This window comes from Phytohabitans sp. LZ39, from assembly GCF_059359075.1.
The window spans coordinates 17,417-40,856 of record NZ_JCADBM010000018.1 but is presented as its reverse complement, the minus strand read 5'-3'; the positions used below and the strand labels follow the sequence as shown (position 1 = coordinate 40,856).

The window sequence follows — 23,440 nt, the reverse complement described above, 5'->3', positions numbered from 1 at the left end:
TTGCCTGTGAGTAGGGCGGCCCGCTCGCAACTTCCGGTGGCGACCCCCAACGGGGAGGTACACATCCCTCTCCCGCGCCGGGTCGGTGTCGTGGAGACGCCGGCGCCGACTGCCCCGGCCGACGCGACGATCCTGTTGCCGAAGTCACCCTCCCAGGAAGAGGCCGAGCGCAAGCAGCGGTGGGAGGCGTGGCAGCGCCGGATCGCCTGGGGCGCACCGGCTCTGGTGACCGTCGTGCTGTGCGTCATCGGGCTGACCGGGCCGGGGCTGTGGGCCGACGAGCTCGCGACGTGGGGCATCACCACGGTTTCGTGGTCGGAGCTGTGGAAGCAGCTCGACGGCACCGACGCGACGATCGGCCCGTACTACGTGCTGATCCGGGTCTGGACAACGGTTTTCGGCGACTCCGACCTCTCGCTGCGCCTGCCGTCCCTGCTCGCGATGGCCGGCGCCGCCGCCGTGATCGGGCTGATCGGCATCCGCCTCGGCTCGCACCGCATCGGCCTGATCGCCGGCCTCACCTTCGCGATCCTGCCGATAACCACGCGCTTCGGGCAGGAGGCCCGGCCGTACGCGCTGGCGACGCTCGCCGCGGCGGTGGCCACGCTGCTGCTCATCCGGATGCTGGAGGGGTTCACGCTCGGCATCGCGCTCGCGTACGCGGTCGCCGTCGCCGCGCTCGGCGCCATGCACCTCGTCGCGCTGCTGATGCTGGCCGGCCACGGCCTGGCCGTGCTGCTGACCAAGCGCAAGTTGCTGTGGCGGTGGACACCGAGCGCGTTCGTCGGTCTGATACCGCTCATCCCGATCATCCTGATCGGCCGGCGGCAGCAGGGCAGCCAGATCGGCTGGATCCCGTTCACCGACCTGCACCAGATCGAGGCGTACGGGCTGGAGTTCTTCGGCGGCGCGCTGATCGGCGGCGCGATCTTCGCCCTCGGCGCCGCCGCGGTCTCCCGCGAGCGGGGCGCCGTCGTGGCGATCAGCCTGAGCGTGGTGCCGGCCGGGCTGCTGATGGCCCTCGGCTCGCTCACGCACATCTGGCAGCAGCGGTACGTGCTCTACACGGTCGTCGGCTGGGTCGTGCTCGTCGGCCTGCTGCTCGCCAAGCGCGGCCTGATCGCGGCGGTCGCGACGCTGGCGGCGCTGACCGTGCTCGCCCTGCCCGGCCACGCTTCGGTGCGCAAGCCGGCGTTCCGGTACCAGGACACCAAGGCGGTCGTGGCACTGATCGAGCGTGACTACCAGCCCGGCGACGGCATCGTGTACGGCCTGAAGGACCGCGGCCCCGGCGTGCTCAACCGCGACGTGATCGCCCACTACCTGCCGGAAAACCGCCGCCCGACCGACCTGCTCGTGGACCGGCCGATGCGCACCGACGGCTGGATGGTGGCGAGCGAGCACGCGGACGTGGCGGTCCGGCTGGGGGAGACCCGGCGCGTGTGGGTGCTGCGCCTCGGCGAGTACGGGGACCCCCTCGACGACCTCGATGGAAGCAAGAAGGACGTCCTTAAGGAACGTTATGATGTCGCCGACAGTTGGTGGACAACGGGCTACACCGTCGCGTTACTGACCCGGAAGGAACCCGTGTGACGACGCACGTCGCTCCCTCGCGGCGCGACGAGCCGGGTGAGCGGACACAGATCATCCCGCGGCAGCAGGAGCACCCCGGCGAGACGCACGTCATGCCCGCCATCCGCATGCCGATCACTCCGCGTGCTACCACGATGGCGCAGCGCCACGCCGGCTGGCTTCCCCGGCTGTGGCCGCTCCTCGCGTGGTTCGTCGCGGTGCTCGTGGTGACGCTGTTCCTGAGCGTGAAGTCGACCGGGCCGCTCGGCGCGGTGGTCACCATCGTGTGGACCTATCCGGTGATCGGCACGGTCGTCGGGCTGGTGGGCGCGTTCGTCACCCGCCGCCGGCTCCGCCGTGACCGGCTCACCGCCGCCGACGACAAGATCATCCGGTGCAACGACCGCCTCGTGGTGGTGGTGCCGACGATCGGGCGCCACGACACGTATCCGGCGCTCGACCGGGTCGTGCACTCGTACATCACCTACCTGCCGGAGTGCTTTCCCAAGCTGCGCGTCGACGTCGTCATCGAAGAGGGCTGCGAGGCGGCGGAAAAGATCCACAAGCTCGGCGAGATCAGCCGGTACATCCGGATCATCACGGTGCCGCAGAGCTACCACACGGTCAACCGCACCAAGTTCAAGTCGCGCGCCAACAACTACGCCCACGAGCTGCGCATCGCCCAGCACGAAGACCGCGACGACGTGTGGGTCCTGCACATGGACGACGACACCGGCGTCGGGCTCGACACGGCGATCGCGGTGGCCCGCCTGATCGAGCAGCAGCGCGAGCTCGGCGACGAGGCGTGCCACCTCGCGCAGGGCATCCTCACCTACCCGCGCGAGCACGCCCGCAACAGGCTCACCTGGCTGGCCGACGCGAGCCGGCCGATCGCCGACGTGACGGTCTACTCGGCGTTCACCGGTGGCGGCCACCCGCTTGCCGGGGTACACGGTGAGCTCCTGCTCGTCCGCGCCTCGGTGGAGGCCGAGATCGGCTGGGACTTCGGGCCCGAGGCGATCGTCGAAGACGCCCAGTTCGCGCTCGTCTTCAGCCGCCGCTACCCCGGGCGCAGCGCCTGGTTCGCGGGCCGCTGCTACGGCGCCTCGCCGGCCACCGTGCGCGACTTCTTCCGCCAGCGGGAGCGGTGGGCGTGGGGCCTGATCGGGCTCTCGCTCGACGAGCGCATCCCGCTGCGCGACAGGCTCTACATTGGATACTCGACGTTCACCTGGGTGATCAGCCCACTCCAGCACCTCGGCACGATCCTCTTGCTGGGCTGGGTGCTCGGCTCCTTCGACACGGTGCCGATCACGCTGGCCGTGCTGCCGATCTGGGCGCTCAACATGGCGTACGCGATCTGGCTCTACTCCGAGGGCCTGCGCATCAACGTGAGCGTCTCCCGCCGCGCGAAATACCGGTGGTGGGAGGGGATAGCGGTGATCCTGCTCGTCCCCGTCTTCTCGCTGATGGAGGGGATCGGCGCCGTCCGCGGGCTGATCCGCTACCTGCGTGGCGGCCAGCAGCAGTTCGTCGTCATCGCCAAGCCGATATGAGGCGCGCGGTCGTCGCCGCGCTCGCGGTGTTGCTGGCAGCCGGCTGCTCGTCGGGTGAGGGCGACCCGCTGACCCGGCTCTCCGAGGGGCCACCCGGTGGCGGCGGCGATCCCACGGCGAGCGCGAGCGCGTCGTCCGAGCCGCAGGTCGCCAAGGTGCGCCAGCCGTGGCAGCCCGGCATGCGGCAGTACGGCATCGCGGTCTACTGGGAAAACAACGGCAACGACACCGACCAGATCGTCCGTGCCAAGGCGCAGAAGGTCCTCGACCACGTGGTCGAGCTCGGCGCCAACTCGGTCTCCATCTCGTTCTCGTTCGTCATGGACTCGGCGTACGCGAACGCGGTGCGGATGGACCACCCGATCACGCCGACGCCGGCGCGCCTGGAGATCGTGCTCGACGAGGCCAACAAGCGCGGCCTGCGCACGGCGGTGCGCCCGATGCTCAACGAGCGCAACCTGACCAAGGACGACCCCGACATGTGGCGCGGCTCGATCCGCCCGGAGAGCCGCACCAAGTGGTTCGCCTCCTACCGGGACATGCTCGTCCAGTACGCGAAGGTGGCCGAGACGGCGAAGGTGGCCACGTTCGTCGTCGGCACCGAGCTCAACTCCATGGAGAGCAGTACCACCGGCTGGCGCACGGTCGCGACCGGCGTCAAGGGCGTCTACACCGGCGAGATCGACTACAGCGCCAACTACGACCGGCTCCGCGACAGCGGCCCGGCGCCGGGCATCACGCTCTCCGTCGACGCGTACCCGCCGCTGGAGGTGGGCGACAGCGCCTCGGTGAGCCGCCTTGTCGACGGGTGGAACGAGTGGCTCGACGACAACCGGACCGCCGCCACGCTCCCCGACCTGGTGCTGGCCGAGGTGGCGATCGGCGCGCGCTCAGGTGCGTACCAGGAGCCGTGGTCGCCGCACTCGAAGGGCACGATCAAGCCGGAGATCCAGCAGCGCTGGTTCGACGCCGCGTGCCAGGTGATGCGCGAGCGCGACCTCGGCGGCATCTACTTCTGGATGATCAACCTGGACACCGACCCGAAGGCGAAGCAGCCGGGCAAGTCACCGATGGACTTCCTGGGCCGGCCGGGCGAGCAAAACATCGCCCGCTGCTTCGCCAAGGATCCACGTAAGTGAGCGAGCTGGCGCGGCGGCGTCTGGACGTAGCCGCCCCGCCGACGAAGTCGGGGTTTCGGGGTGGCGGAGGAAGACGTCGCCTTCAGCGCCGCGCGAGCGAACGAACCAGAAAGCCCAGTGGGCCGGCTGAGAGGGAGTAGCGTCGCACCATGCTCGACCGCGTCTGGGGGATCGCCCGCTCCCTGGTCATCTATCACGGCCAGCCGACCAAGCACCGGCGGTTGCGGCGGCTCTACAGCCAGTTCCTCGGCCCCGGCGACATCGGGTTCGACATCGGCGCGCACGTGGGCGGCCGGGTGCGCCAGTGGCGAAAGCTCGGCGCCCGGGTGGTCGCGGTCGAGCCGCAGCCCGACTGCCTCCGCGTCCTGCGCTTCCTCTTCGGGCGCGACAAGGGCGTCACGCTGGTGCCGGTGGCCGTCGGTGAGCGGCCGGGCAAGGCTTCGCTGGCGCTCTCCACGACCAACCCGACGGTCTCCTCGATGTCTCCGGAGTGGCGCGACTCGGTGTCGAGCCTCTTCCAGGGCGTGCGCTGGGACCGCTCGGTCGAGGTCGAGGTCGTCACGCTCGACGACCTCATCGCGCGCCACGGCGAGCCCGCCTTCTGCAAGATCGACGTCGAGGGCTTCGAGGCACAGGTGCTGGCCGGCCTCTCCCGCCCGGTGCGCGCCCTCTCCGTCGAGTACCTGCCGTCCGTGCACGACGCATCCATGGCCATGCTCCACATGGTCGACAAGCTCGGCGCGGCGGCCGGCGGATACCGCTACAACTACTCGCTCGTCGAGACCGCGCGCATGGTGAGCGACGAGTGGCTCGACATGGCGGGCCTGACCGCGCTGCTGGAGCGGCTCCGGCCGGCGGGCCGGTCGGGTGACGTGTACGCCCGCCTGCCCTGACGTCGATGCCCCGCCGCAACCCCGACCGCGACGACGTCCCGCCGCTCGACCTGGAACGCGCCCGGCAGGGCGTCCAACGGGTGCAGCGGTGGAGCGACGGCGAGTGGGCTGTGCGCACGATCTCCGGCGGGGCGTCCACGAAGACGTACCGGTGCCCCGGCTGCAACCAGGAGATCCGCCCAGGCACCCCGCACGTGGTGGCCTGGCCGGTCGACGGCCGCGGCGACGAGAGCGACCGCCGGCACTGGCACGCCGGCTGCTGGGGGGCGCGTGAGCGGCGCCGCTAAAGAAGCGGCCCGGCTGCCGTCGACCGGCGGCGGTGAAAGACTTGCGCCGTGAGTGAGAAGATCCGCGCCAACTCGATCCTGCCGGGCCGGCGGGAGGACATCGAGCTGCACACCGCCGACGGCCTCAAGCTCGTCGGCGAGCTGGCCCTCCCGGCCGACCGCGACCCGGTCGGCGCCCTCGTCTGCGTCCACCCGCTGCCCACCCACGGCGGCATGATGGACAGCCACCTCTTCCGCAAGGCGGCGTGGCGGTTGCCCGCGCTGGCCGGGCTGGCGGTGCTGCGGTTCAACACGCGCGGCACGAGCAGCGTGCGCGGCACGAGCGAGGGAGAGTTCGACAAGGCGGTCGGCGAACGCTTCGACGTGGCGGCGGCCATCGAGTACGCGGAGTTCGCCTCGCTGTCCAACGTCTGGCTGGTCGGCTGGTCGTTCGGCACCGACCTGGTCCTGAAGTACGGCTGCGACCCGTCCGTCGCGGGCGCCATCCTGCTGTCGCCCCCGCTGCGCTTCGCCGCGGAGGAGGATCTGGCGGCGTGGGCCGCGTCCGGCAAGCCGGTGACCGCGCTCGTGCCCGAGCTCGACGACTACCTGCGGCCGGCGGAGGCACGCCAGCGCTTCGCCGCCATCCCGCAGGCCGAGGTCATCGGCGTAGACGGCGCGAAGCACCTGTGGGTCGGCGACGCCGAACGCGTGCTCGACGAGATCGTCACCCGCGTCGCACCGGACGTACCGACGCCCCTGCCCTCCACATGGGACGGTCCAATGGAGACCGGCGACGCCAGCGCCTACGCCGACCGCACGGTAGCCGCCTTCGCCGACGTCCCCGTAGCCGCCCCGAAACCGGACACCCAGACCTAGAGGCACGTGTCTCAGGCTTCCTTCGCAGCAGGGGTCCCGTATGCCCGCCCAGACAGTGACAGGGCTGCCCTCTTGAGAGCCGGGCGGGAGGGGTGAGCGGGGCCTGGCTGGTCAGGGGAGCTTGTAGGCGATCAGCGACTTGGTGAGCCCGACGATGCGCTCGCTGCGGATCGTCGACTGTGGAAAGTAGTGGCGCATCTGGGTCTTGTCGATCAGCTCGGTCCACAGCACGGCCTGGCGTGCCTCCGCGAGGCTGGACGCCGGGGTGTGCGCCAGCGGCCACTTGTACGCCATCCGGGAGCGGAGGGCGACCGGCAGGAACTGCATGCCTGGCGCCACCCAGTGCGGCTCGATCGGGAAGTAGCGGTAGGGCGTCTGCACCCAGTGCGCGTCGGCGAGCGCGTGGATCGACTCGGCGAAGCGGACGCGGCGCTCGTGGCCGCCGACGTGCTCGATCACCGAGTTGGAGAAGACGAGGTCGTAGCGGCGCTTGGCGATCTGCGGCGGCAGCGCGCAGGCGTCGCCGTAGTCGAGCTCGGCCCACTCGGGCAGCTCGCCGGGGAGTGGCTCCAGGTTGACGACGTGCACGTGCTTGGGGCGCACCGGTGCGCGCTCCCACGTGTCGACCCGCCCGCCGAGGTCGATGACGGACATCTGGGCGAGGTCGGGGAAGGTCTCGCTCAGCCACTGCGCCCGCCGTGCACGGCGCTTCGCGCCCCACGAGTCCGGCGAGTCGACCAGCCGCCGGCGAATCGAATGAAGACCCACGCAGGGAGGGTATTAGGCCAGGCTGCCCAGCGGCAGGTCCGTCCGGTTCACCCTTCCATCAGCTATCCGACACTCAGTCTTGCGGGTTCTCCATGAGCCAGGTGTCCATGTCGTCTTCGCGGACGGCTTTGTAGAGGCCGGCCGCTGCCTGTTCGTCCGAGAGGACGACGCTCTGGCCGCCGATCATGCCGGTGGAGCTCGACGGGCTCGTGATCGAGGTGATGGCTTCCTCGCGCAGGTCGCGCATCGACCAGGCGGTCCCGAAGAGATCGAGGTCCTTGTCGACGCTGACCGCCTTGGCCGTCGCGCGGAGAAAGCCGTTGAGCCGCCCCGGATCCCGCATCAGGCCCCTCTGGGTCGCCTTGGCGACCACGGCGCGGACCAGTTGTTGCTGGTGGCGTATGCGGGTGAAGTCGCCGTCCTTGAACTGGTAGCGCTGCCTCGCGTAGTCCAGCGCGGTCGCCCCGTCCATGTGCTGATCGCCGGTCGCGAACTTGCGGTGCGGCGGGTGTATAGAGGTGAAGTCCTTGTCAACGGTGAGGTCCACGCCGCCCAGCGTGTCGACGATGCGTTCGAAGCCGGCGAAGTCGATGAGGACGACGCTGTCCATGCGTACGCCGGTGAAGCCCTCCACCGTCCGCACCAGCAGTGGCACGCCGCCCCACGCGAAGCTCGCGTTGATCTTCGCTTCGGTGCCGCCGTGGCGGCCGTCCGCGGACTTCGGCACTTGGACCCAAGTGTCCCGCGGGATCGAGATCATCTGGGCGCTTTTTCGATCGGCCGCGACATGGAAGAGGAGGATGGCGTCGGTGCGGGACCCGTCGGTGCTGTCCGGAGCTCGGGAGTCGCTGCCCACGACGAGGTAGTTGTGCGCTTTCTCAGCGACGACGGGCGGGCGAGCACCCTCGGGCACGCCCGCGAACGCGTCCACCCGCTCGATGTCGCCCTCGACGGAGCGCGCGTAGAGCCAGAGCGCGCCGCCGCTCCCGGCCGCGCCGAGGACGAGCGACAGCCCGAGCACCAGTGCGATCAGCCGCCACCACCGCCGCTTGCGGCTCGGCGCCGGTGCCTTGTCTGGGGTCTGCTCCAGCACGTCGAGCGGGCGCTCCGGGGACGCCTCCTGCGAAGGCACGGGCGGCGATGTGTCGGCCATGACGCTCGACGCTACGCCGATCATCCTGAGCGACGAATCAGCTAAAGGCGGAACAACAACGACGGGTTACCGACACTTCTCTCACCCGGACAGCGGAACCGGGCCGGCGGGACGGGAGGGCAGGATGGTCCGTGGCGCGGCCGCCGGTCGCGAACGAAGGCGAGGAGCGGTGTTGAGGCAGGCCGAGGAGACGATCGCGGTCGTCGTCGTCACCTACAACAGCAAGCGTCTCCTCGACGACCTCGTCGCCTCGCTCGGGCCCGGTCTGGAGGGCATCGCCTGGCACCTCACCGTGGCCGACAACGCCTCCGCCGACGGGAGCGCGGCGGCGGTCAAGCGGGTCGCGCCGGGCAGCATCGTCGTGGAAATGGGGCGCAATGCCGGCTACGCCGCGGGCATCAACGCCGCGGTAGCGGCCGCCCGCCCGCACACGGCCGTTCTCGTGCTCAACCCGGACATCCGGCTCGCGCCGAAGTGCGGGCGTGAGCTGCTCGCGGTGTTGCGCGGCAGCGACGCGGGCATCGTCGTGCCCCGGCTCGAGCGCGGCGACGGCTCGGTCATCCACGTGCTGCGGCGCGAACCGAGCCCGCTGCGCGCCCTGGGCGACGCGGTGCTGGGAGCGCACCGGGCCGGGCGCTTCAAGCCGTTCGGCGAGCTCGTGGTCGACGACCACCTTTACGGCGCGCAGACCGAGGCCGATTGGGCGGCCGGTTCGGCGATGCTGCTAAGCGCGGAGTGCTGGGCACGGGTCGGCCCGTGGGACGAGTCGTTCTTCTTGTACTCCGAGGAGACCGACTTCGCGCTCCGGGCTCGCGACGCCGGGCTGCCGACCCGGCTGGCGCCGTCCGCGCTCGCCGTCCACCTGGAGGGGGAGTCCAAGCAGTCGCCCGGCCTGTGGGCGCTGCTCAACCTCAATCGCGTGCGCCTCTACCGCCGCCGCCACGGCCAGGTGCTCACGGCGGCGTATTGGGCGGCGCTGCTGCTCCGCGAGACAAGCCGCGCGGTGCTCGGCAACAAGGCCAGCCGTGCCGCCGCCCGGGCGCTCGCCAGTCCGTCGCGGCTGCGGGCGACCCCGAGCCCCGAGTTGGTCGCCGCGCTAGCCGCGTAGGCGGCGCAGCCGGTTGACCGCGGGCCGCACCGCGCGGCGGGCCGTTTCGGCCGCTACGGCGGCCCGCAGAGCCGGGCCGCGCAGCATCGACTCGACCGGGCGCTCCCGAAACGCGGGCTCGAACTCGCCCTCCCGCAGCGCGCGGTGCACCGCCGGCAGGTCGACCGTGTCGCCGGCCAGTTGGAGCCGCATCGCCAGCGGGAAGAACTGCCGGCTGGTGTGGAAGTCGACGGCGACGAAGTGCCGCAGCCCTTCCCGCCGCGCGAGCTCGGCCGCGTGCCGGTTGGGCGCGATGCCGTCGTACTTGCGGTTCCATACTTCGACGGCGGCCAGGTGCGCGCCCCACGCGGGCTGGTACCGGCGCCACGCGTCGCGCCGCCACGGGTGGGCCAGCACGCTGGTGCCGCCGTCGGCCGCGACGCCGGCGAGGAGGGCGCCGATGTCCGGCACCTCCTGCCCGTAGAACGGGACGTCGCCCCAGACCGGCACATGCACGGTGTTGTCCAGGTCGTTGTATTCGATCCCGGGCACCAGCAGGATCTCGCTGGTGCTCGCCTCGGCGCAGGCGGCGCGGTACTCCGCCCACCGCGTGGCGACGAACTCGCGGCAGTGGTCGGCGAGGAGCACCACGTCGTATCCGCGGGCCGCGAAGGCGGCGGCGATGTCGGCGAGCTTCCAGGTCGCGTCGTCGGACCACTCCGAGTGCACGTGGGCCGCCGCCCGGGTGGTGGTCATCGGCGGCGCAGCTGGTCGGCCACGGTGTGCCAGGTGTCCCGCAGGAAGACACCCCATTCGTCCGCGTGGTACCACCTGTTGCCGCGCTCGCGCCGCAACATCGCCCGCAGCGTGGCGGTGCGAGAGGGCCAGCGCCCGGCGTCCGCGCCTTTGCCGCCGCGCATGACCGCCAGCAGGTGTACGAGCTCGCGGCCGGCGTGCCGGCAGAGCAGGTGCGGTGCCTCGGCCGCCGCGGGCGGACGCCAGGCAGGGTCGAGCGCGGTCTGGACCGCCCAGGCGGGGTACGGCAGGCCGCGGTGCCGAGCCAGCGCCATGCTGCCCCAGGTGCGCCCGTTGAGCTCCATGAACCACGGCTGCCCGCTCGCGTCGCGCAACAGCTCGATCATGAAGATGCCCTGCCAGCCGGCCTCGGCGACGAACCGCCGCACCGGCCCGACCAGCTCGGGATCCACGGGAATCGAGCGGCAGGCGCTGGAGCCGGAGCCCCGCGGGTTCATCATGCGGACCCGCCGGTGTGCCGAGAGCGCGTACGCCTCGCCGCCGACCGCGATGCCGAAGACGCCTTCGCCGGTCCCGTCGATCACGGGCTGCACAAGCGCGGGGCCGCCCAGCTTGGCCACGATCGCCGGTACGTCGCCGGGCTCGCGGGCGATCGCACCGGCCGGCCGTCCCAGCCGCCCGTCCGCCTCCACGGCGGCGAGCGCCGACTTGACCATCCACGGCCCGGGGCCCGGCGGCGGCTCGGCGGAGCCGGTCGGCGGCACTGGGATGCCAGCCTTTTCCGCCAGGGCGATCTGCTCGCTTTTGTCCAGCGCGAGGCGGGCCGCCGCGCCGGTCGCGCCGGCCAGCGGCACACCCAGGATGCGCCCGTCGACGGCGTCGACCGCACGGTCGCAGGCGAGCAGCGCGGCGTCGTCGAGCGGGAGCACCGCCGCCGGGCGCTCGGTGGCGACCAGCGACCGGATCGCCGCGACGGTGGCCGCGACGCCCGCCTCGGGCGCTGGCACGGGGCGCACCGTGACACCACGCGCGGCGGCGAGCGGCGGCCGCCTCCCGGCCCGTGTGAACGCGACCACCTCGTATCCGGCGTCGCGTAGGCACCAGGCCGACTCGATCGCGGCGAGCGACTCGGCGAAGCCGATGAGGACCTTCACCGCCACCGCTTTACCACTCCCACGGCGGTGGCGCGGACCCGGCGAGCCAGCGGCGGGGCGGTGAGGATCTCGGCGCGCAGACCCTCGGGGGTGTCCAGGTGGCGCACGCTGTAGCGCGGCTGTAGCCAGGAGCCGCGCCGCGCGGTGCGCCGGTCGCTGGTGAAGACACGCCGGTATCCGTTGCGGCGCAAGGCACTCAGCACCGCGCGGTCGTACTGACCGAGCGGCAGTGCCGCGGTGTCGACCGGGCGGCCGACCACCTCGGCGAGCCGCACGCGGGCGGTTACCAGCTCGTCGTGCGCCTCGGTCGTGTCGAGGCCGCGCCAAGAGCGGTGCCACATGCCGTGCGTGCCGATCCCCATGCCGCGGTCGCGCAGCTCGCGTACGTGGTCGGCGCCGAGCGAGCCGGGCTTGTCGAGCCGACCGGCCACCACGAAGAAGTCGGCGGACAGCCCGCGCTCGGCGAGCTCGGGCAAGCCGATCTCGACATCGGACGCGTTGCCGTCGTCGAAGCTGATCCGTACCGCCGGCCAGGTGGCGACCTCGTCGAGGATCCGCCGGAAGCGGTCGACGTCGACCCAGTAAACGTCTTCGCCCGGCTCGAGCTCGCGCTGCGGCGTGCCCACCCCGTGGAAGCACACGTTCACGACACCGTCGGTCGCCATCTTTCTCCTATTTCTGAGCGGCCGGCTGCCGGCTCGACTCGTCGTGGCCCCAGGCGACCGTCCCCCGCCGCCGCTTGGCGGTGACGGCGGCGATGACCGTGATCGCGGCGTAGCACGCGCCGGCCGGCCACAGCCATGGGCGCGGGAGCACCACGTCGCGCAGCCAGGAGGAGCGCGCGCTGGAGCGTACCGCGGGCGGGGCGTCGCCAGCCGCGGACGCCGCCCGCATCGCGGCGTTGCCGGCCCGCACCCGGACCAGGCGCCGCACGAGGTCGCGGGTGCGCCGGGGCGTCGCGACCGTGGAGACCACGGCGGCCACCTCCCGCTTCTCCTCGTACGCGAAGAGCGAGTCCAGGTAGAGGTCGTCCGCGATCACCGACGGAAACTCGTCGAACCGGGCGCGCCCCTCGGCCGACAGCGCGATCGCCCCTCGCCCGAAAAGCGCGCGGTCGTACGCCGGAAGGCGGGAGTTGACCGCGAAGAAGGCCCGCACGAGCAGTGGGCGCCCGGACAGGTCGAGCTTTCGCCGGGGCACCGCGGCAAGCGGCGCTGGGCTGCCATCGGACACCGCCGCCGCCAGGGCGTGCACGCCACCGGGCGTCAGCACGATGTCGGCGTCCAGATAGAGCCGGGGAAAGCCCCGCGCGACCGCGTCGCCGGCGTTGAGCGCGCCGGCCTTGCCCGGCTCGGGCCGGTCGACCACCCGCACGCCCGGCCGAGCCGCCGCGACCGCGGCCGTGTCGTCGGTGCAGCCGTTGGCGACCACGGTCACGTCGAGCCCTGGATCGCTGGCCAGCAGCGCGTCCAGGCAGCGCCCGATGACCGCCGCCTCGTTGTGCGCGGCGATGACGACACTCGTCATTCGCGGCCCGCCGGCTCAGCGATCTTTGAGGATCCCGGACCGCCGGCGCGCGGCCGGGGCACGGCCGGGTCGGCAGGCCGCCGCCGGGCGAGAAGCTGGTGCCACACCCGCACGTACGCGCGGGCCTGGTGGTCCCAGGCCAGCTGGCCGGTGAACCGAGCCAGCCCCACCTCGCGCATCTTCGCCCGCCGCTCCCGGTCGCGGAGCAGCTCGTCGATCGCGTTCGCGTACTCCGAGGGGGTGCCGTTGGGCACGTAGACGGCCGCCTCTCCCGCCGTGCGCCGGGTCTCGACCAGGTCGGCGGCGACTACCGGGAGACCGCGTGCCACGTACTCCACGGTCTTGGCCATCGTGGACAGGTTGTTCATGGTCGTGGGCAGGTCGGGCTGGATCGCCACCGTGGCCGAACGCAGCAGCGCGTCGACCGCAGGGCCGTCGAGCCACCCGGTGAAATCCACCATGTCGCCGAGCCCTCGGTCAGCGACCAGCTTGCGCAGGGCGGGCAGGCTCTCGCCGTCGCCGGCGATGCTGAGCCGCCAGCCCGCGCGCCCACGGATCCGGATCAGCTGCTCGGCGGCGAGCACTGTGCCCTCCACGTTGTCCTGGGGGCCTAGCACGCCCAGGTAAACGAGGTGGTGCTCGCCGTGCCGCCCCTCGCCGCCGTCATCGTCACCGGGCGGCGCGACCTCGTCAAGCGCCGGCCCGTTTCGCACCACGGTGACCTTGTCCTCCGGTACGCCCCGGCGCACCGCGTTGTCGCGGAACGACTCGTTGGTCGCTAACACCGCGGAGGCGGTGCGCAGCGTGAGCCACTCCATCAGCTCGAGCGCCCGGTAGACCCACCGGTTGGGCTGGCCGCCGGAGCGGGTCGCGTAGACCTCGGGGCACAGGTCGTGGTGGTCGAAGACCCACGGGCGTCCCATCGCCCGCATCATCAGGGCGAGCGGCCAGTAGACGTCTGGCGGGTTGCACACCTGCACCGCCTGGGCCCGGCCGGCGAAGACCTCGCCGAGCAGGCGCACCGCGATGCAGAGGAACGACCAGACGAACTCCGCCGCGAACGACAGTACCCCGGAGCCGTAAACGAAGACCGGGTACGGCCGCAGCCGCGTGCTCCGGCTGCCCGGCAGGACTTTGAGGCTCTTGTCGCCGCGGGGCGCGATGACCGTGACCTCGTAGCCCGCTTCCTCCAGGGTCAGGCACTCGCGGATGACCCGGCGATCCCGTTCGGCCGGGAGGTTGGCGATGAGGATGGTGATGTGGGCCCGGCGGTTCTTCATCAGGCGGTTACCTCGTCGACTCCGTGCGGAATGCGCCTCGGCGATGCCGAGCGTATGGACACGCCTACCGAACCTTCCTGGAATCCCTCGGCCCGGACAATGGGCCACGTGGTGGGAGTGGGTGTCGAATGTCTTACACCTGCTCCGGGCGGACGGGCGTGGCAGGGTACGCCATCCGGCCGGCAGACTTCGGCCGCAGCAGGCGCATCCCGGGCAGCTCCACGCAGCGGTAGAGCAGCCAGCTGCCCGCCACCGCGAACACCAGCGCGCCGAGGGCGACGCCGATCGCGGCCAGCGACGAGTGCTCGACCCCGGAGCCCTTGAGTACGACGCGGAGCGCGAGCTGGTGCACCAGGTAGAACGCGAACGAGATCTCGCCCAGCCAGATCATCCAGCGCGAGCGCCACGGCGTCGCCAGCCCGGCCGCGTCGGCCGCGCCGACCGCCGCCACGAGCAGCGCCAGGGGAATCGCGGTGCCGGCGACGAGCCGGAAGTCGTCGGGGAGGAAGCGGGAGGTCAGGTAGGCCACGACGGCGAGCGCGGTGGCCGGCCAGACGCCGAGGCGGGGCCACCGGCCCTCCCGGACGATCCGGGCGAGCAGCATGCCGGCGAGGAACTCGGGCGTCCGGGCAAGTGGAAATATCCAGATGGCCCAGTAGCGGTGCTCCGCGGGGAGGATCTGGGCCAGCAGCGGCACGGCCCACACCGCGAGGAGCGCGATCGTCGCCGCCGGCCACAGCATGCGGCCGGGCAGGCGTATGAGCCCGGCGAAGAGCAGCGGAAACACCGCGTAGAAGAATGCCTCGCAGGCCAGCGACCAGCTGACGGTGTTGAGGCCGAAGAAGACGTCGATGTCCGGCGACCAGGCCTGAGCGAGAACGAGGTTGGGGAGGGCGACGGCGAGGCTTACGCCGGCGCCGGTGACCACCGCGACGGCGAGCGCCACGAGCCAGGTCGCGACGTGGTTGGGATAGATCTTCGCGATGCGCCGGCGCCAGAAGCGCACCGCTGTGTCGCCTTTGCGTGCCGACCAGGTGAGGACGAATCCGCTCAGGATAAAGAAAAACGACACACCGACCGCGCCTTGGCCGAACAGCCATTCCATTGTGGTCCGTACGGCCCCGGGCGCCATTAGATGCTCAATGTGCACGTGGAAACCGAAGACCAAGAAGGCGGCGACGAAGCGGAGCCCGGTCAGCGACGGAAGCCGGCCCGCGGTGGTATCTGGGCTGGCCGGAGGCGCGGCAGCCGGTCGGACCGTGGTCACCGCGTCACCATACGCGGGCCGTGATCGGACCGGGGTGTCGCGATCACGACACCGCCGACGAGGCGCCGCACTTCCTGTCCGTACGCCCAAATGACCGTTGCCTACGGTGCTAGCATTAGCGCGCTCATCGCGAATGACCATAATGCGACGCCCGACCAGGGATCCGCCGTGCCTGTGATGCCGAGCGGTGCAGGTTCGAGTAGGGAGCACCAGTGCCAGATCCCTCCGACAAAACGCGCCATATGGCGCCGGACCCACGACCGAATCATCGCTCATCGCGTAGTAGGTCCAGAAACGTGATGCTTGCGGTTTTGGGCACGGTCATCGCGCTGGCGGTCACGTTTGGCCTGGTCCGTTTGACCGTCAGGGTTTTCGAGGCGCCCGCCAGCAGTGGAGAGCCGACGGCCGGTGCGACGTCGCCGCAGGAGGAAGGGCAGGTCTCCACCGCCACGCCGGTGCCGGACGGTCAGGGAAGGTTCGCCGCCGCCCCCAGCGCGTCGGCGTCAGCGAGCCCGTCTGCCTCGTCGGCCGGGAAGACGGAGTCGTCCGGCGGCAATTCGGCCTGTCCTCGCTTTCCGCGTTTCCCAGACGAAAACTGCACCGGTTACAAGCACACGGGCGTAAAGTTGCGCGACTGTGCCAACAACGTGACGAAAAGCAATATCAAGTTGGACGGTTGCCGATTCACCAATGGACTGACGATCGAAGGTAAGAACGTTACGATCACCCGCTCGCTCGTCAAGGGAAAGGTCGGCGGCACGTACAAGACCGACTGGAGCCTGGTTGGGCTGAAGCTGATCGACGTCGAGATCGACGGTGGCGGGAAGGTCGACCCCAACGGCGAGGCTGCCATCGGCAACGACGACTACACGTGCATACGTTGTCACATCCACGGCACCGGTCGCGGTGCAAACATGCGCAAAAACGTGCATATAGAAGACTCATACCTGCACGGCTGGGTGTACGTGGACGGCGCCCACCAGACCGCGATCGGCTCCAATGGTGGCAGCAACTACAAGATCATCCACAACAACCTGGTCTGTGACAGCGAGGGCTGCTCGGCCGCCCTCTCGCTCTACGGCGACTTCGAGCCGATCAAAAACGCACTGATCGAGCGCAACCTTTTTAATACCAACGGTGGCTACTGCACCTACGGCGGCTCAACCTCGGCCAAGCCGTTCCCGATCGGCACCGACATCCGGTACGTCAACAATCTGTTCGGGAAGAAGTACGGTCCGAAGTGCGGCTACTACGGGCCGGTGGCCACGTTCGAGTTCCACCAGGGAAACGTGTGGAGCGGCAACTCCTGGCAGGACGGCTCCGGCCCGGTCAAGCCACAGTCCTGATCTCGCACAGCGGAAAGCCGGCCGGGCGAAGGCCCGGCCGGCTTGTTTCGCCGAGTGACCCGCTCAGTGACCCGCGGGCACCGCGGTCTGCGTGTGCGCGAGGAGCGTCTCCCGCATCGCGTCCCGGCTGGCGCCCCGGAAGAAGATCTGCCCCCAGACCTCAAGCAGGATCAGCCGGGTCAGCCAGTCGCTCGGGCCGTCGCTGATCGCGGTGGCGATCGCGTCCTCGTCCAGCGCGTACAGGTCGGCCAGAAACCCGTCGGCGAAGAACTTCGGCGAGACCGAGAGCCGGCGGTTGATGGAAACCGGGAAGCCGCGCTTGGGCCGGGCGGAGAGCGCCGATGGCAGGCGGCGGGCAGCCACCTCGCGGATCGCCCATTTGTCGATGATGAACGGGTGGCGCTTGTCGTGCGCGCGGAGCGTGCGGCGCAGCTTGTACCGGTCGGGCAGGTTGACGGCCAGCTTGGCGAACTCCGGTGCGAGGAACGGGAACCGCGCCTCCAGACCCCACGCCATGCCCAGCCGGTCGTTGCGGTGCAGCAGCGAGACCAGGTGTGACTGTGCGAGGTTGAGCGAGGTGATGCGCGAGCGGCGGTCGCGGCGGCCCATAGCGGTGCCCAGCGCGGCGGCGCTGCGATCGGCCACGATGCCCGCCTCGAAGGCCGAGTTGAGCTCGAGGAGGCGGTGTTCGAAGGTGTCGTCCGACTTCGGCCAGAAGAGCTGGGCAGCCTTCGGCGAGAGCGCCTTGAGCCACGAGCGCGGCACCGCCTTGACCCGGTCGATCAGGTCGAGCACGGGCTTGAGGGCCTCGTTGGGGTAGCCGATCAGATATTCGTCGCTGCCCTCACCGGTCAGGAGCACCTTGATCCCGTCGGCGGCGGCGAGCTCGCAGACCGCGTAGAAGGGAAGCGCGTTGAGGTGGTAGATGAGCGGCCCGTCGTTGTACCAGGTCACGTCCGGGATCGCGGTGATGATGTCGGCGTCGGTGACCCGCACGGTGTGCAGCTTGAGCCCGAGGGCCGCGGCCAGCGCCTCAGCGGCCGGTCGCTCACTGTCGTTGGCTACGTCGGCGTGGTAAAGCGGCAGGTCGGACCGCTCCCGGCTAGCCAGCGTGGCGATCAGGCTGGAGTCGACACCACCGCTGGCGAGGCAGGCGAGCGGGGCGTCGCTGACAAGGCGGGAGCGGACGCCCGCGGTGATCGCGTCTTCGACCCGCTGGACCACCTCGGATGCCGGCGCGGCGCGCAGCTCGCGGTACAGGTCGTCGTCGACCCAGTCGACCACGCGGGCGAAGAAGCGCCGCTCGATCCGCCCCGTGGACCGGTCGAACGTGAGCTGCTCGCCCGGGCGCACGGCGCGTACACCGCGGTAGAGCGTGCGGTCGCCCCAGGTGACCGAATAGCCGAGCAGGGCGGCGTTGACCGCGGCAGGGCTCGGCTCGCTGGCGGTCGAGCCGACCTCGATGAGCGCCTTGAGCTCGGAGCCGAAGCGCAGGCTGCCGTCCGGGCCCGGCGCGTAGTAGAGGGGCTTGACGCCGTGCACGTCCCGGCCGAGCGTCAGCAACTCGTCGCGGGTGTCCCAGACGGCGACCGCCCAGTCTCCCTCCAGCTTGGCGAAAGTGGTGGCGCAGCCGTGCAGCGCGATGTGCGACAGCAGCACCTCGGTGTCACCGGTGGAGTGCACCTCCACACCTTGCGCGATCAGCTCGTCACGCAGCTCGCGAAAGTTGTAGATCTCCCCGTTGAAGGCGAGCGCGTACCGGCCGTCGAAGGAGACCATCGGTTGCGAGGCCGCGGTGCTCAGGTCGAGGATCGACAGGCGCACATGCCCCAGCCCGATGCCCGGATCTGTCCACACGCCGTCGCCGTCCGGGCCGCGGTGCCGGATCGGTGCGAGCGCGCGCAGGATCTCGTCCGCGGAGACGGTGGCCGTGGCCCGGGCGCATCTACCCACCAGACCGCACACGTGTCCTCCCTCTATCGAGCGGCATCAACCGCGCGCCCGCCGGGCCGCACCGGCGTGCGCGAACTATCCGAAGTGCGATACCGCCGGGTCACCGGCCGTATTGGTGCCGGAGACCCGGCTCAGCTCGACGGCTTCCGTCGCCACGAGCGTGTTCATCAGGAACGCGACGGTCGCCGGCAGGGCGTCGCGGCGACCGTCGAGCAGCTCGTCGAGCCACGCCTCGCGCACCATGCCGGCCCGGCGCAGCGGCGCGGTGGCATCGGGCGCGGCACGCCAGTGCGCCACCACCCGCGCGGCGACGTCGGCGGCACCGAGCTGGGTGCGGCGCGCGCCGGCCAGCCGCTGCCGTACCTTGCCGACCGTCTTGCGGGCGGTCACCCGGGCGACGGCCACGCTGGTGGCGAACCCTGGCCGGCCCAGCCGCGCCGGCACCAGCCCAGAGTCGAGCGGCACCGCCGCGAGCCCCGGGTCGAGGCGGTGCATGAGCCGCCCGGTGAGCCGCGAGTCGCGCTTGTCATCCGGCGCGACCGCCAGCGCCAGCTGCACGAAGCGCCGGTCCAGCAAGGGATTGACGAAGAAACGGTCGACCGCTGCCGGCGTGCCCTGCGCGCCCGCCCACCGCGCCATCCGGTCCCAGAGGTAGAAGTCGTCGGTGGCACGCAGCCAGTCCCGGTGGTACGCCGTGAATCGCTGAGTCACGGCGGCCAGCGCGTAGGTCCGGGCGGCGGCGACGAAGTCGGGGTCGAGCGCGTCCGGCTCGGCGGTCTCGTTGGTGAACAGTCGCCACTCAGCGAGCCGCCGGACCATCCGCTCGTCGGTCTCGGCGTGTCGGGGCTGGCCCGGGTAGTAGAAGCCGCGAGCCAGCTCGCCACCGGCGCCGGAGAGCCGGTGCCCCTGATCGAGGTCAGCCTCGATGAGCGCGAGCGGGGCGAGGGCCATCGGGCTGGCCATGGCATCCAGTGCGGCGGCGGCGGCCCGTGCCGCGCGGTGCCCGGCCGCCGCGTCGACCGGTGGCCGCTCGTCGGTCCGGTGGACGGTGTGCGCGAGGCCGCACTGCGCGGCGAGACGGACGGCCACCCGAGACTCGACGCCGCCGCGGGTGTCCAAAGTGAACGCTGCCATCCCGCGGCGCAGCTCCGGCGGCACAGCGCCGAGCAGAAGCCGGGAATCCTGGCCGCCGCTGAGCTGTAGCACCGTATCGGGGTGGTCGGTCAGGTAGGCACGGTGGAACGCGCGGAGGATCTCGGCCATCTCGTCGACCGCCGCGTCGAGACTGGGCGCGGCGTCCAGACCGAGGTCTTCGGTCGCGTACCGCTCGACCGTGACCCGCCCGTCGCGGAGCTCCGCGACGGCGGCGGGGCCGAGCTTGGTGACGCCCGTGAAAACCGTCTCCAGGCCGACTTGCCAGCCCATCAGGCTCTGCACGCCGAGCGCGCCGGCGTGCAGGCCGTCGCCGGCCAGCGCGCCCAAGGCCAGGGCGCTGGTGGAGACCGCGGCGACGCCCTCGCCCTGCCACCAGAAGAGCTGGCGGAGGCCGAGCCAGTCGCCGGCCAGGCGCACGGGCGCGCCGGTGTGGGCCAGGTGCGCGCCCGCGAACGGCGGCAGGATGGCGGCCAGCGCCTCGCCGGTCGTGGAGACCTCGCCGCCGAGCAGTGCGGCGAGACGGCCGGTGTCGAGGTCGCCCTCGCGGTCGCGGATCGAGCGGGTGAGCCGCACGGTGAAGCCGGATGCCGGATCGGTGCCGAGGCGGTCGTCCGGCTCGGCGGCGGTGAACGCGAGCCAGCCGTCTGGCGTCGGAGCGGTCGTGGCGCCGGCGTGCGGGCCGGCCATGAGGGCGAGCGCGCCGGGGTGCGGGACGCGCGCCGCCACAGGCCCGCCGGGGCTCACCGAGACGGCCAGGAAGCCGCGCATCTCAGCAGGCCGGCGGCGGGTTCAGGCACATGGGGCTCACTGTAGACGCGTGGGCAAGCGGCGGGACCGGCCAAGCGGTGACGGCTAACCGACACACGTTCCGCCCGCACCGGACTATCTGGTTGGATATCTGTACGGGTGGTGACGACCAGATCTCAACGATGAGCATCTATCTTATGGGCCTGGTCTGGCGGGTCAAGCCAAGCGTCGGGTGTCCGACCCCCTCGTATCGAGGCTCTGGGCAGCCCTTCCCTGGCCGCGTACCCTGTCTCTAGCCTGTCGGACCAGGCGGCCGGGTAATCGTGCATTCGCGCAGGGTTACGGGCTCTAGATGTGTGTGCTGTGGCGAATCGAGAGGACACTGTGGATCTCTGGGATCTGACCAGGATGCTGTTCCGGCGCTGGTATGTGTTCACCCCACTGCTGGTCGTTTCGCTTCTGGCCGTCTTCCTCATGACGAAGAACATCAAGCCGGACTACAGTGCCGTCGGTCACCTCCAGATGATCCCGCCGCCCAATTCGACGACCGGCGAAGGCGCGGTGAAGAAGCCCACCAACCCTTGGCTCGACCTCGGGTTCGCCGCCCTGGGCTCCGCGGTCATCCTCCAAGCGCAGGACGAGCCTGTGCTCGAACAGCTTGTGGAAGATGGCTATACGGACAGTTTCACCATCGCCGTCGAGTACGGCACGACCTACTTCACCATCGAGGCGGTCGGTTCGACGCCGGCCCAGGCGACCGCGACGGTGCAGCGGCTGATGAAACTCCTCGACGAGTTCGTGGTGGCACAGCAGCAGCAGTTCGGCGCGACCCGCGCCACGTCCATCACCACCCTCCCGCTCGACAACGGCGACAAGGTCGTGGCCATCACGTCGAAGAAGAAGCGTGTGATGATCGTGGGCCTCGGCATCGCCCTGATGATCAGTGTCGGCGTCTCGATCGGCCTCGACGCGCTCCTGCGCCGCCGTACGAAGAATGGCGCCAAGACCAGGAAGCCGGACGACTCGGCGAGCGGCGCCGGTCCGGCCCGCCCCGGATCCGTCGACTCCGGCGGTGACTCCACGATGGTCATCTCGATGGGCAACGCGACAGTTGGCGAGTCAGGCGCCGCGCGGAGCAGTCTGTTCACCCGCGTGCGGCAGAGCAACGGCACTGGGCGCACCCACGAGAGCGCGGCCGCCGCGGAGAGCGCGGCCGCCAAGGGGGCGAAGGTATTCAACGGGACCAACGGCACCAATGGCAGCACCAATGGCAGCAATGGGGCGAAGGTGCCCAACGGCTCGGTGGGCGGGGAGACGGTCCGCATCCAGCAGCCGGCTGAGGAGGTCGACAGCACGATCGTCCTTCCGCTGTCCCAGGTCTCGTGGCGCACCGGTCAAGACAAGAACAAGGAACGTTGACCGCTTACGCTTTCCACCCGGTCGACCTCGAGCCGTCGCTGGTCGCCGAAAGCACATACGCGACGCGGCGGCGCCGTGCCCGGATCGACGTGGCCGCCGTGGTCAGCGTGATGATCTGCTTGCTCTACCTGATTCCAGGCACGCTGATCGTGCCCAACATGTCGTTCGCCGGGCGTCCCGCCCTGCTCGTAGCGTTTGCCCTCTTCGTGTGGTGGGCGCTGACCCGGCTTAACCGTCGGCTGGTGATGACCGGACCGCAGCCGATCCGCTGGGCCGCGTTTTTCTACCTGGCCGGCACGATGGGTTCCTATCTGGCCGGCCTGCTGCGCGGCCTGCCTGCGCTGGAGGCAAACGCACAAAACTTCGCGATGCTCCAACTCTTCCAGTTTCTCGGCGTGGCGCTCGTCGTCGCCGACGGCATTCCCAACTGGGACCGGCTCAAAGGCGTCCTCCGCGTCTTCGTCTGGTGTGCTGGCTACATGGCGGCGATCGGGATCATCCAGTCGACCACCCAAATCAACATCGCCGAATACCTTGTGGTGCCGGGCCTGGAGGTCAAGGGCGGCATCATCGGCCTGTCCCAGCGCGGCACCGGCGAGTTCTTCCGGGTCGCCTCGACCGCCGCGCACTACATCGAGTTCAGCGCGCTCATGGCGGTCGCCCTGCCCTTCGCCATCCACTTCGCGCGGTACGCCGCGCTGAAGCGGCACCGCTACCTCGCCGGGTTGGTGGCTCTGCTGACCGCGGTCGCGGTGCCGATGTCGATTTCCCGCACGGGTGTCGTGGCGCTTGCCGCCGTTCTCGTCGTCATGATGATCGCCTGGAACTGGCGAGTGCGATACAACATGCTCCTGCTTGCGGTCGCGACGATGGCCGGCATGATGGTGGTCCGGCCCGGCCTGCTCGGCACGGTCAGCTACATGTTCACCGGCGCCGAGGAAGACCCGAGCATCTCCGGCCGCACCGACGACTACGAGCTCGTCGGTCACTGGTTCTCCCAGCGGCCCTGGCTGGGGCGCGGGCCCAATACCCTCGTGCCGGAGCTCTACGACGGACTCGTCCTCGACAACCAGTGGCTCTACACGCTCGTCACTGGCGGCCTGATCGGTGTCACCGTCTTCGCGCTGATGCACCTGACCGCCATCGTCCTGGCCGCGATCGCTTGGCGGCGCTCAACGATCGAGGAAGACCGGCACCTGTGCGCGGCACTGATCTCGGCGCAGGTCGTCTCGCTGCTCGTGGCCGCCACCGTCGACTCCCTGTGGTTCACCACATTCGCTTTGACGGTATTCCTCCTCATGGGCGTCTGTGGCGCCGTGTGGCGACTCACACATCCCGCGCGCACCGTGCGGACCTCGACGGTCGTGTCGTTCACCGAACGGCCGGAGCGGGATGACACGCACAATGCGGAGCGGGTCGCTGACGCTGTGATCAGGATCGCGCCGGTGTATCGACGGCCGTAACGCTTTATTGGTATCGTCAGAAAGCCGCGCGCCCGCGTTTGTCGGAAACCTGTCGCTCGC

Annotated in this window: 20 protein-coding genes; 10 read left to right on the top strand and 10 right to left on the bottom strand. The window is 70.7% G+C overall.

What is annotated here, in order from left to right; translation table 11 throughout:
* Positions 1-6 precede the first annotated feature (6 nt).
* From AC5L36_RS30105 to AC5L36_RS30080, 6 genes are all read left to right on the top strand, one after another.
* Positions 7-1,593: a glycosyltransferase family 39 protein gene (locus tag AC5L36_RS30105; protein WP_441219768.1), complete on the top strand. Its 1,587-nt coding sequence runs from the start codon at positions 7-9 to the stop codon at positions 1,591-1,593.
* Positions 1,590-3,128 (top strand): glycosyltransferase family 2 protein, encoded by a 1,539-nt coding sequence (locus tag AC5L36_RS30100; protein WP_441219767.1) that lies wholly within the window; start codon positions 1,590-1,592, stop codon positions 3,126-3,128. Before AC5L36_RS30105 ends, AC5L36_RS30100 begins: the two co-directional genes overlap by 4 nt.
* The gene (locus tag AC5L36_RS30095) at positions 3,125-4,267 is read left to right on the top strand and encodes a glycoside hydrolase family 113 (protein WP_441219766.1); all 1,143 of its coding nucleotides are present in this window, start codon (positions 3,125-3,127) and stop codon (positions 4,265-4,267) included. Before AC5L36_RS30100 ends, AC5L36_RS30095 begins: the two co-directional genes overlap by 4 nt.
* Positions 4,268-4,416: 149 nt before the next feature.
* On the top strand, positions 4,417-5,160 hold the full coding sequence (locus AC5L36_RS30090) for an FkbM family methyltransferase (RefSeq protein WP_441219765.1): 744 nt from the start codon (positions 4,417-4,419) through the stop codon (positions 5,158-5,160).
* A 5-nt stretch (positions 5,161-5,165) separates the two neighbouring features.
* Positions 5,166-5,447, top strand: a complete 282-nt coding sequence (locus tag AC5L36_RS30085; protein ID WP_441219764.1) for an Rv1322 family protein — start codon at positions 5,166-5,168, stop codon at positions 5,445-5,447.
* Between the two features lie 48 nt (positions 5,448-5,495).
* Complete coding sequence (locus AC5L36_RS30080; RefSeq protein ID WP_441219763.1) at positions 5,496-6,305, top strand: alpha/beta hydrolase; 810 nt, start codon at positions 5,496-5,498, stop codon at positions 6,303-6,305.
* A 111-nt stretch (positions 6,306-6,416) separates the two neighbouring features.
* On the opposite strand, the gene AC5L36_RS30075 is transcribed toward AC5L36_RS30080, so the two are convergent.
* Positions 6,417-7,073, bottom strand: a complete 657-nt coding sequence (locus tag AC5L36_RS30075) for a class I SAM-dependent methyltransferase (RefSeq protein WP_441219762.1) — start codon at positions 7,071-7,073, stop codon at positions 6,417-6,419.
* Between the two features lie 73 nt (positions 7,074-7,146).
* A complete protein-coding gene (locus AC5L36_RS30070; protein WP_441219761.1) occupies positions 7,147-8,226 on the bottom strand; it encodes an LCP family protein in 1,080 nt (359 codons plus the stop codon).
* A 172-nt stretch (positions 8,227-8,398) separates the two neighbouring features.
* Between AC5L36_RS30070 and AC5L36_RS30065 the strand changes: the two genes are divergently transcribed.
* Positions 8,399-9,334: a glycosyltransferase gene (locus AC5L36_RS30065; RefSeq protein WP_441219760.1), complete on the top strand. Its 936-nt coding sequence runs from the start codon at positions 8,399-8,401 to the stop codon at positions 9,332-9,334.
* Here the strand turns inward: AC5L36_RS30065 and AC5L36_RS30060 are convergent.
* The 6 genes from AC5L36_RS30060 to AC5L36_RS30035 all read right to left on the bottom strand — a co-directional run bounded on the left by AC5L36_RS30060 (position 9,323) and on the right by AC5L36_RS30035 (position 15,438).
* Positions 9,323-10,069: a PHP domain-containing protein gene (locus AC5L36_RS30060; RefSeq protein WP_441219759.1), complete on the bottom strand. Its 747-nt coding sequence runs from the start codon at positions 10,067-10,069 to the stop codon at positions 9,323-9,325. The two genes, AC5L36_RS30065 and AC5L36_RS30060, sit on opposite strands and share 12 nt — an antisense overlap.
* A complete protein-coding gene (locus tag AC5L36_RS30055; protein ID WP_441219758.1) occupies positions 10,066-11,223 on the bottom strand; it encodes a hypothetical protein in 1,158 nt (385 codons plus the stop codon). The genes AC5L36_RS30060 and AC5L36_RS30055 overlap by 4 nt, the downstream gene beginning before the upstream one ends.
* A complete protein-coding gene (locus tag AC5L36_RS30050; RefSeq protein ID WP_441219757.1) occupies positions 11,220-11,888 on the bottom strand; it encodes a polysaccharide deacetylase family protein in 669 nt (222 codons plus the stop codon). The genes AC5L36_RS30055 and AC5L36_RS30050 overlap by 4 nt, the downstream gene beginning before the upstream one ends.
* A 7-nt stretch (positions 11,889-11,895) precedes the next feature.
* Positions 11,896-12,750 (bottom strand): glycosyltransferase family 2 protein, encoded by an 855-nt coding sequence (locus AC5L36_RS30045; RefSeq protein WP_441219756.1) that lies wholly within the window; start codon positions 12,748-12,750, stop codon positions 11,896-11,898.
* Positions 12,747-14,030 (bottom strand): glycosyltransferase family 4 protein, encoded by a 1,284-nt coding sequence (locus AC5L36_RS30040; protein WP_441219755.1) that lies wholly within the window; start codon positions 14,028-14,030, stop codon positions 12,747-12,749. Before AC5L36_RS30040 ends, AC5L36_RS30045 begins: the two co-directional genes overlap by 4 nt.
* Positions 14,031-14,163: 133 nt before the next feature.
* On the bottom strand, positions 14,164-15,438 hold the full coding sequence (locus AC5L36_RS30035; RefSeq protein WP_441219754.1) for an acyltransferase family protein: 1,275 nt from the start codon (positions 15,436-15,438) through the stop codon (positions 14,164-14,166).
* 155 nt (positions 15,439-15,593) lie between these two features.
* Between AC5L36_RS30035 and AC5L36_RS30030 the strand changes: the two genes are divergently transcribed.
* Positions 15,594-16,643: a hypothetical protein gene (locus tag AC5L36_RS30030; protein WP_441219753.1), complete on the top strand. Its 1,050-nt coding sequence runs from the start codon at positions 15,594-15,596 to the stop codon at positions 16,641-16,643.
* A gap of 63 nt (positions 16,644-16,706) precedes the next feature.
* Here AC5L36_RS30030 and asnB read toward each other — a convergent pair whose 3' ends face one another.
* Together asnB and AC5L36_RS30020 are read right to left on the bottom strand one after the other, a co-directional pair.
* Positions 16,707-18,608: an asparagine synthase (glutamine-hydrolyzing) gene (asnB, locus tag AC5L36_RS30025; protein WP_441219752.1), complete on the bottom strand. Its 1,902-nt coding sequence runs from the start codon at positions 18,606-18,608 to the stop codon at positions 16,707-16,709.
* 63 nt (positions 18,609-18,671) lie between these two features.
* Entirely contained in the window at positions 18,672-20,519 is a 1,848-nt protein-coding gene (locus tag AC5L36_RS30020) for an asparagine synthetase B family protein (RefSeq protein ID WP_441219751.1), read from the bottom strand.
* Between the two features lie 342 nt (positions 20,520-20,861).
* On the opposite strand from AC5L36_RS30020, the gene AC5L36_RS30015 reads away from it, so the two are divergent.
* A complete protein-coding gene (locus AC5L36_RS30015; protein ID WP_441219750.1) occupies positions 20,862-21,917 on the top strand; it encodes a GumC domain-containing protein in 1,056 nt (351 codons plus the stop codon).
* Entirely contained in the window at positions 21,914-23,380 is a 1,467-nt protein-coding gene (locus AC5L36_RS30010; RefSeq protein ID WP_441219749.1) for an O-antigen ligase family protein, read from the top strand. Before AC5L36_RS30015 ends, AC5L36_RS30010 begins: the two co-directional genes overlap by 4 nt.
* Positions 23,381-23,440: the final 60 nt, after the last annotated feature.

Excerpts from the sequence above, each read along its gene's own strand:
- AC5L36_RS30085 (WP_441219764.1), top strand. The coding sequence starts at position 5,166 with ATGCCCCGCCGCAACCCCGACCGCGACGACGTCCCGCCGCTCGACCTG.
- AC5L36_RS30060 (WP_441219759.1), bottom strand. The coding sequence starts at position 10,069 with ATGACCACCACCCGGGCGGCGGCCCACGTGCACTCGGAGTGGTCCGAC.
- AC5L36_RS30045 (WP_441219756.1), bottom strand. The coding sequence starts at position 12,750 with ATGACGAGTGTCGTCATCGCCGCGCACAACGAGGCGGCGGTCATCGGG.
- AC5L36_RS30050 (WP_441219757.1), bottom strand. The coding sequence starts at position 11,888 with ATGGCGACCGACGGTGTCGTGAACGTGTGCTTCCACGGGGTGGGCACG.
- AC5L36_RS30020 (WP_441219751.1), bottom strand. The coding sequence starts at position 20,519 with ATGCGCGGCTTCCTGGCCGTCTCGGTGAGCCCCGGCGGGCCTGTGGCG.
- AC5L36_RS30035 (WP_441219754.1), bottom strand. The coding sequence starts at position 15,438 with ATGGTCATTCGCGATGAGCGCGCTAATGCTAGCACCGTAGGCAACGGT.
- AC5L36_RS30070 (WP_441219761.1), bottom strand. The coding sequence starts at position 8,226 with ATGGCCGACACATCGCCGCCCGTGCCTTCGCAGGAGGCGTCCCCGGAG.
- AC5L36_RS30095 (WP_441219766.1), top strand. The coding sequence starts at position 3,125 with ATGAGGCGCGCGGTCGTCGCCGCGCTCGCGGTGTTGCTGGCAGCCGGC.
- AC5L36_RS30040 (WP_441219755.1), bottom strand. The coding sequence starts at position 14,030 with ATGAAGAACCGCCGGGCCCACATCACCATCCTCATCGCCAACCTCCCG.
- AC5L36_RS30090 (WP_441219765.1), top strand. The coding sequence starts at position 4,417 with ATGCTCGACCGCGTCTGGGGGATCGCCCGCTCCCTGGTCATCTATCAC.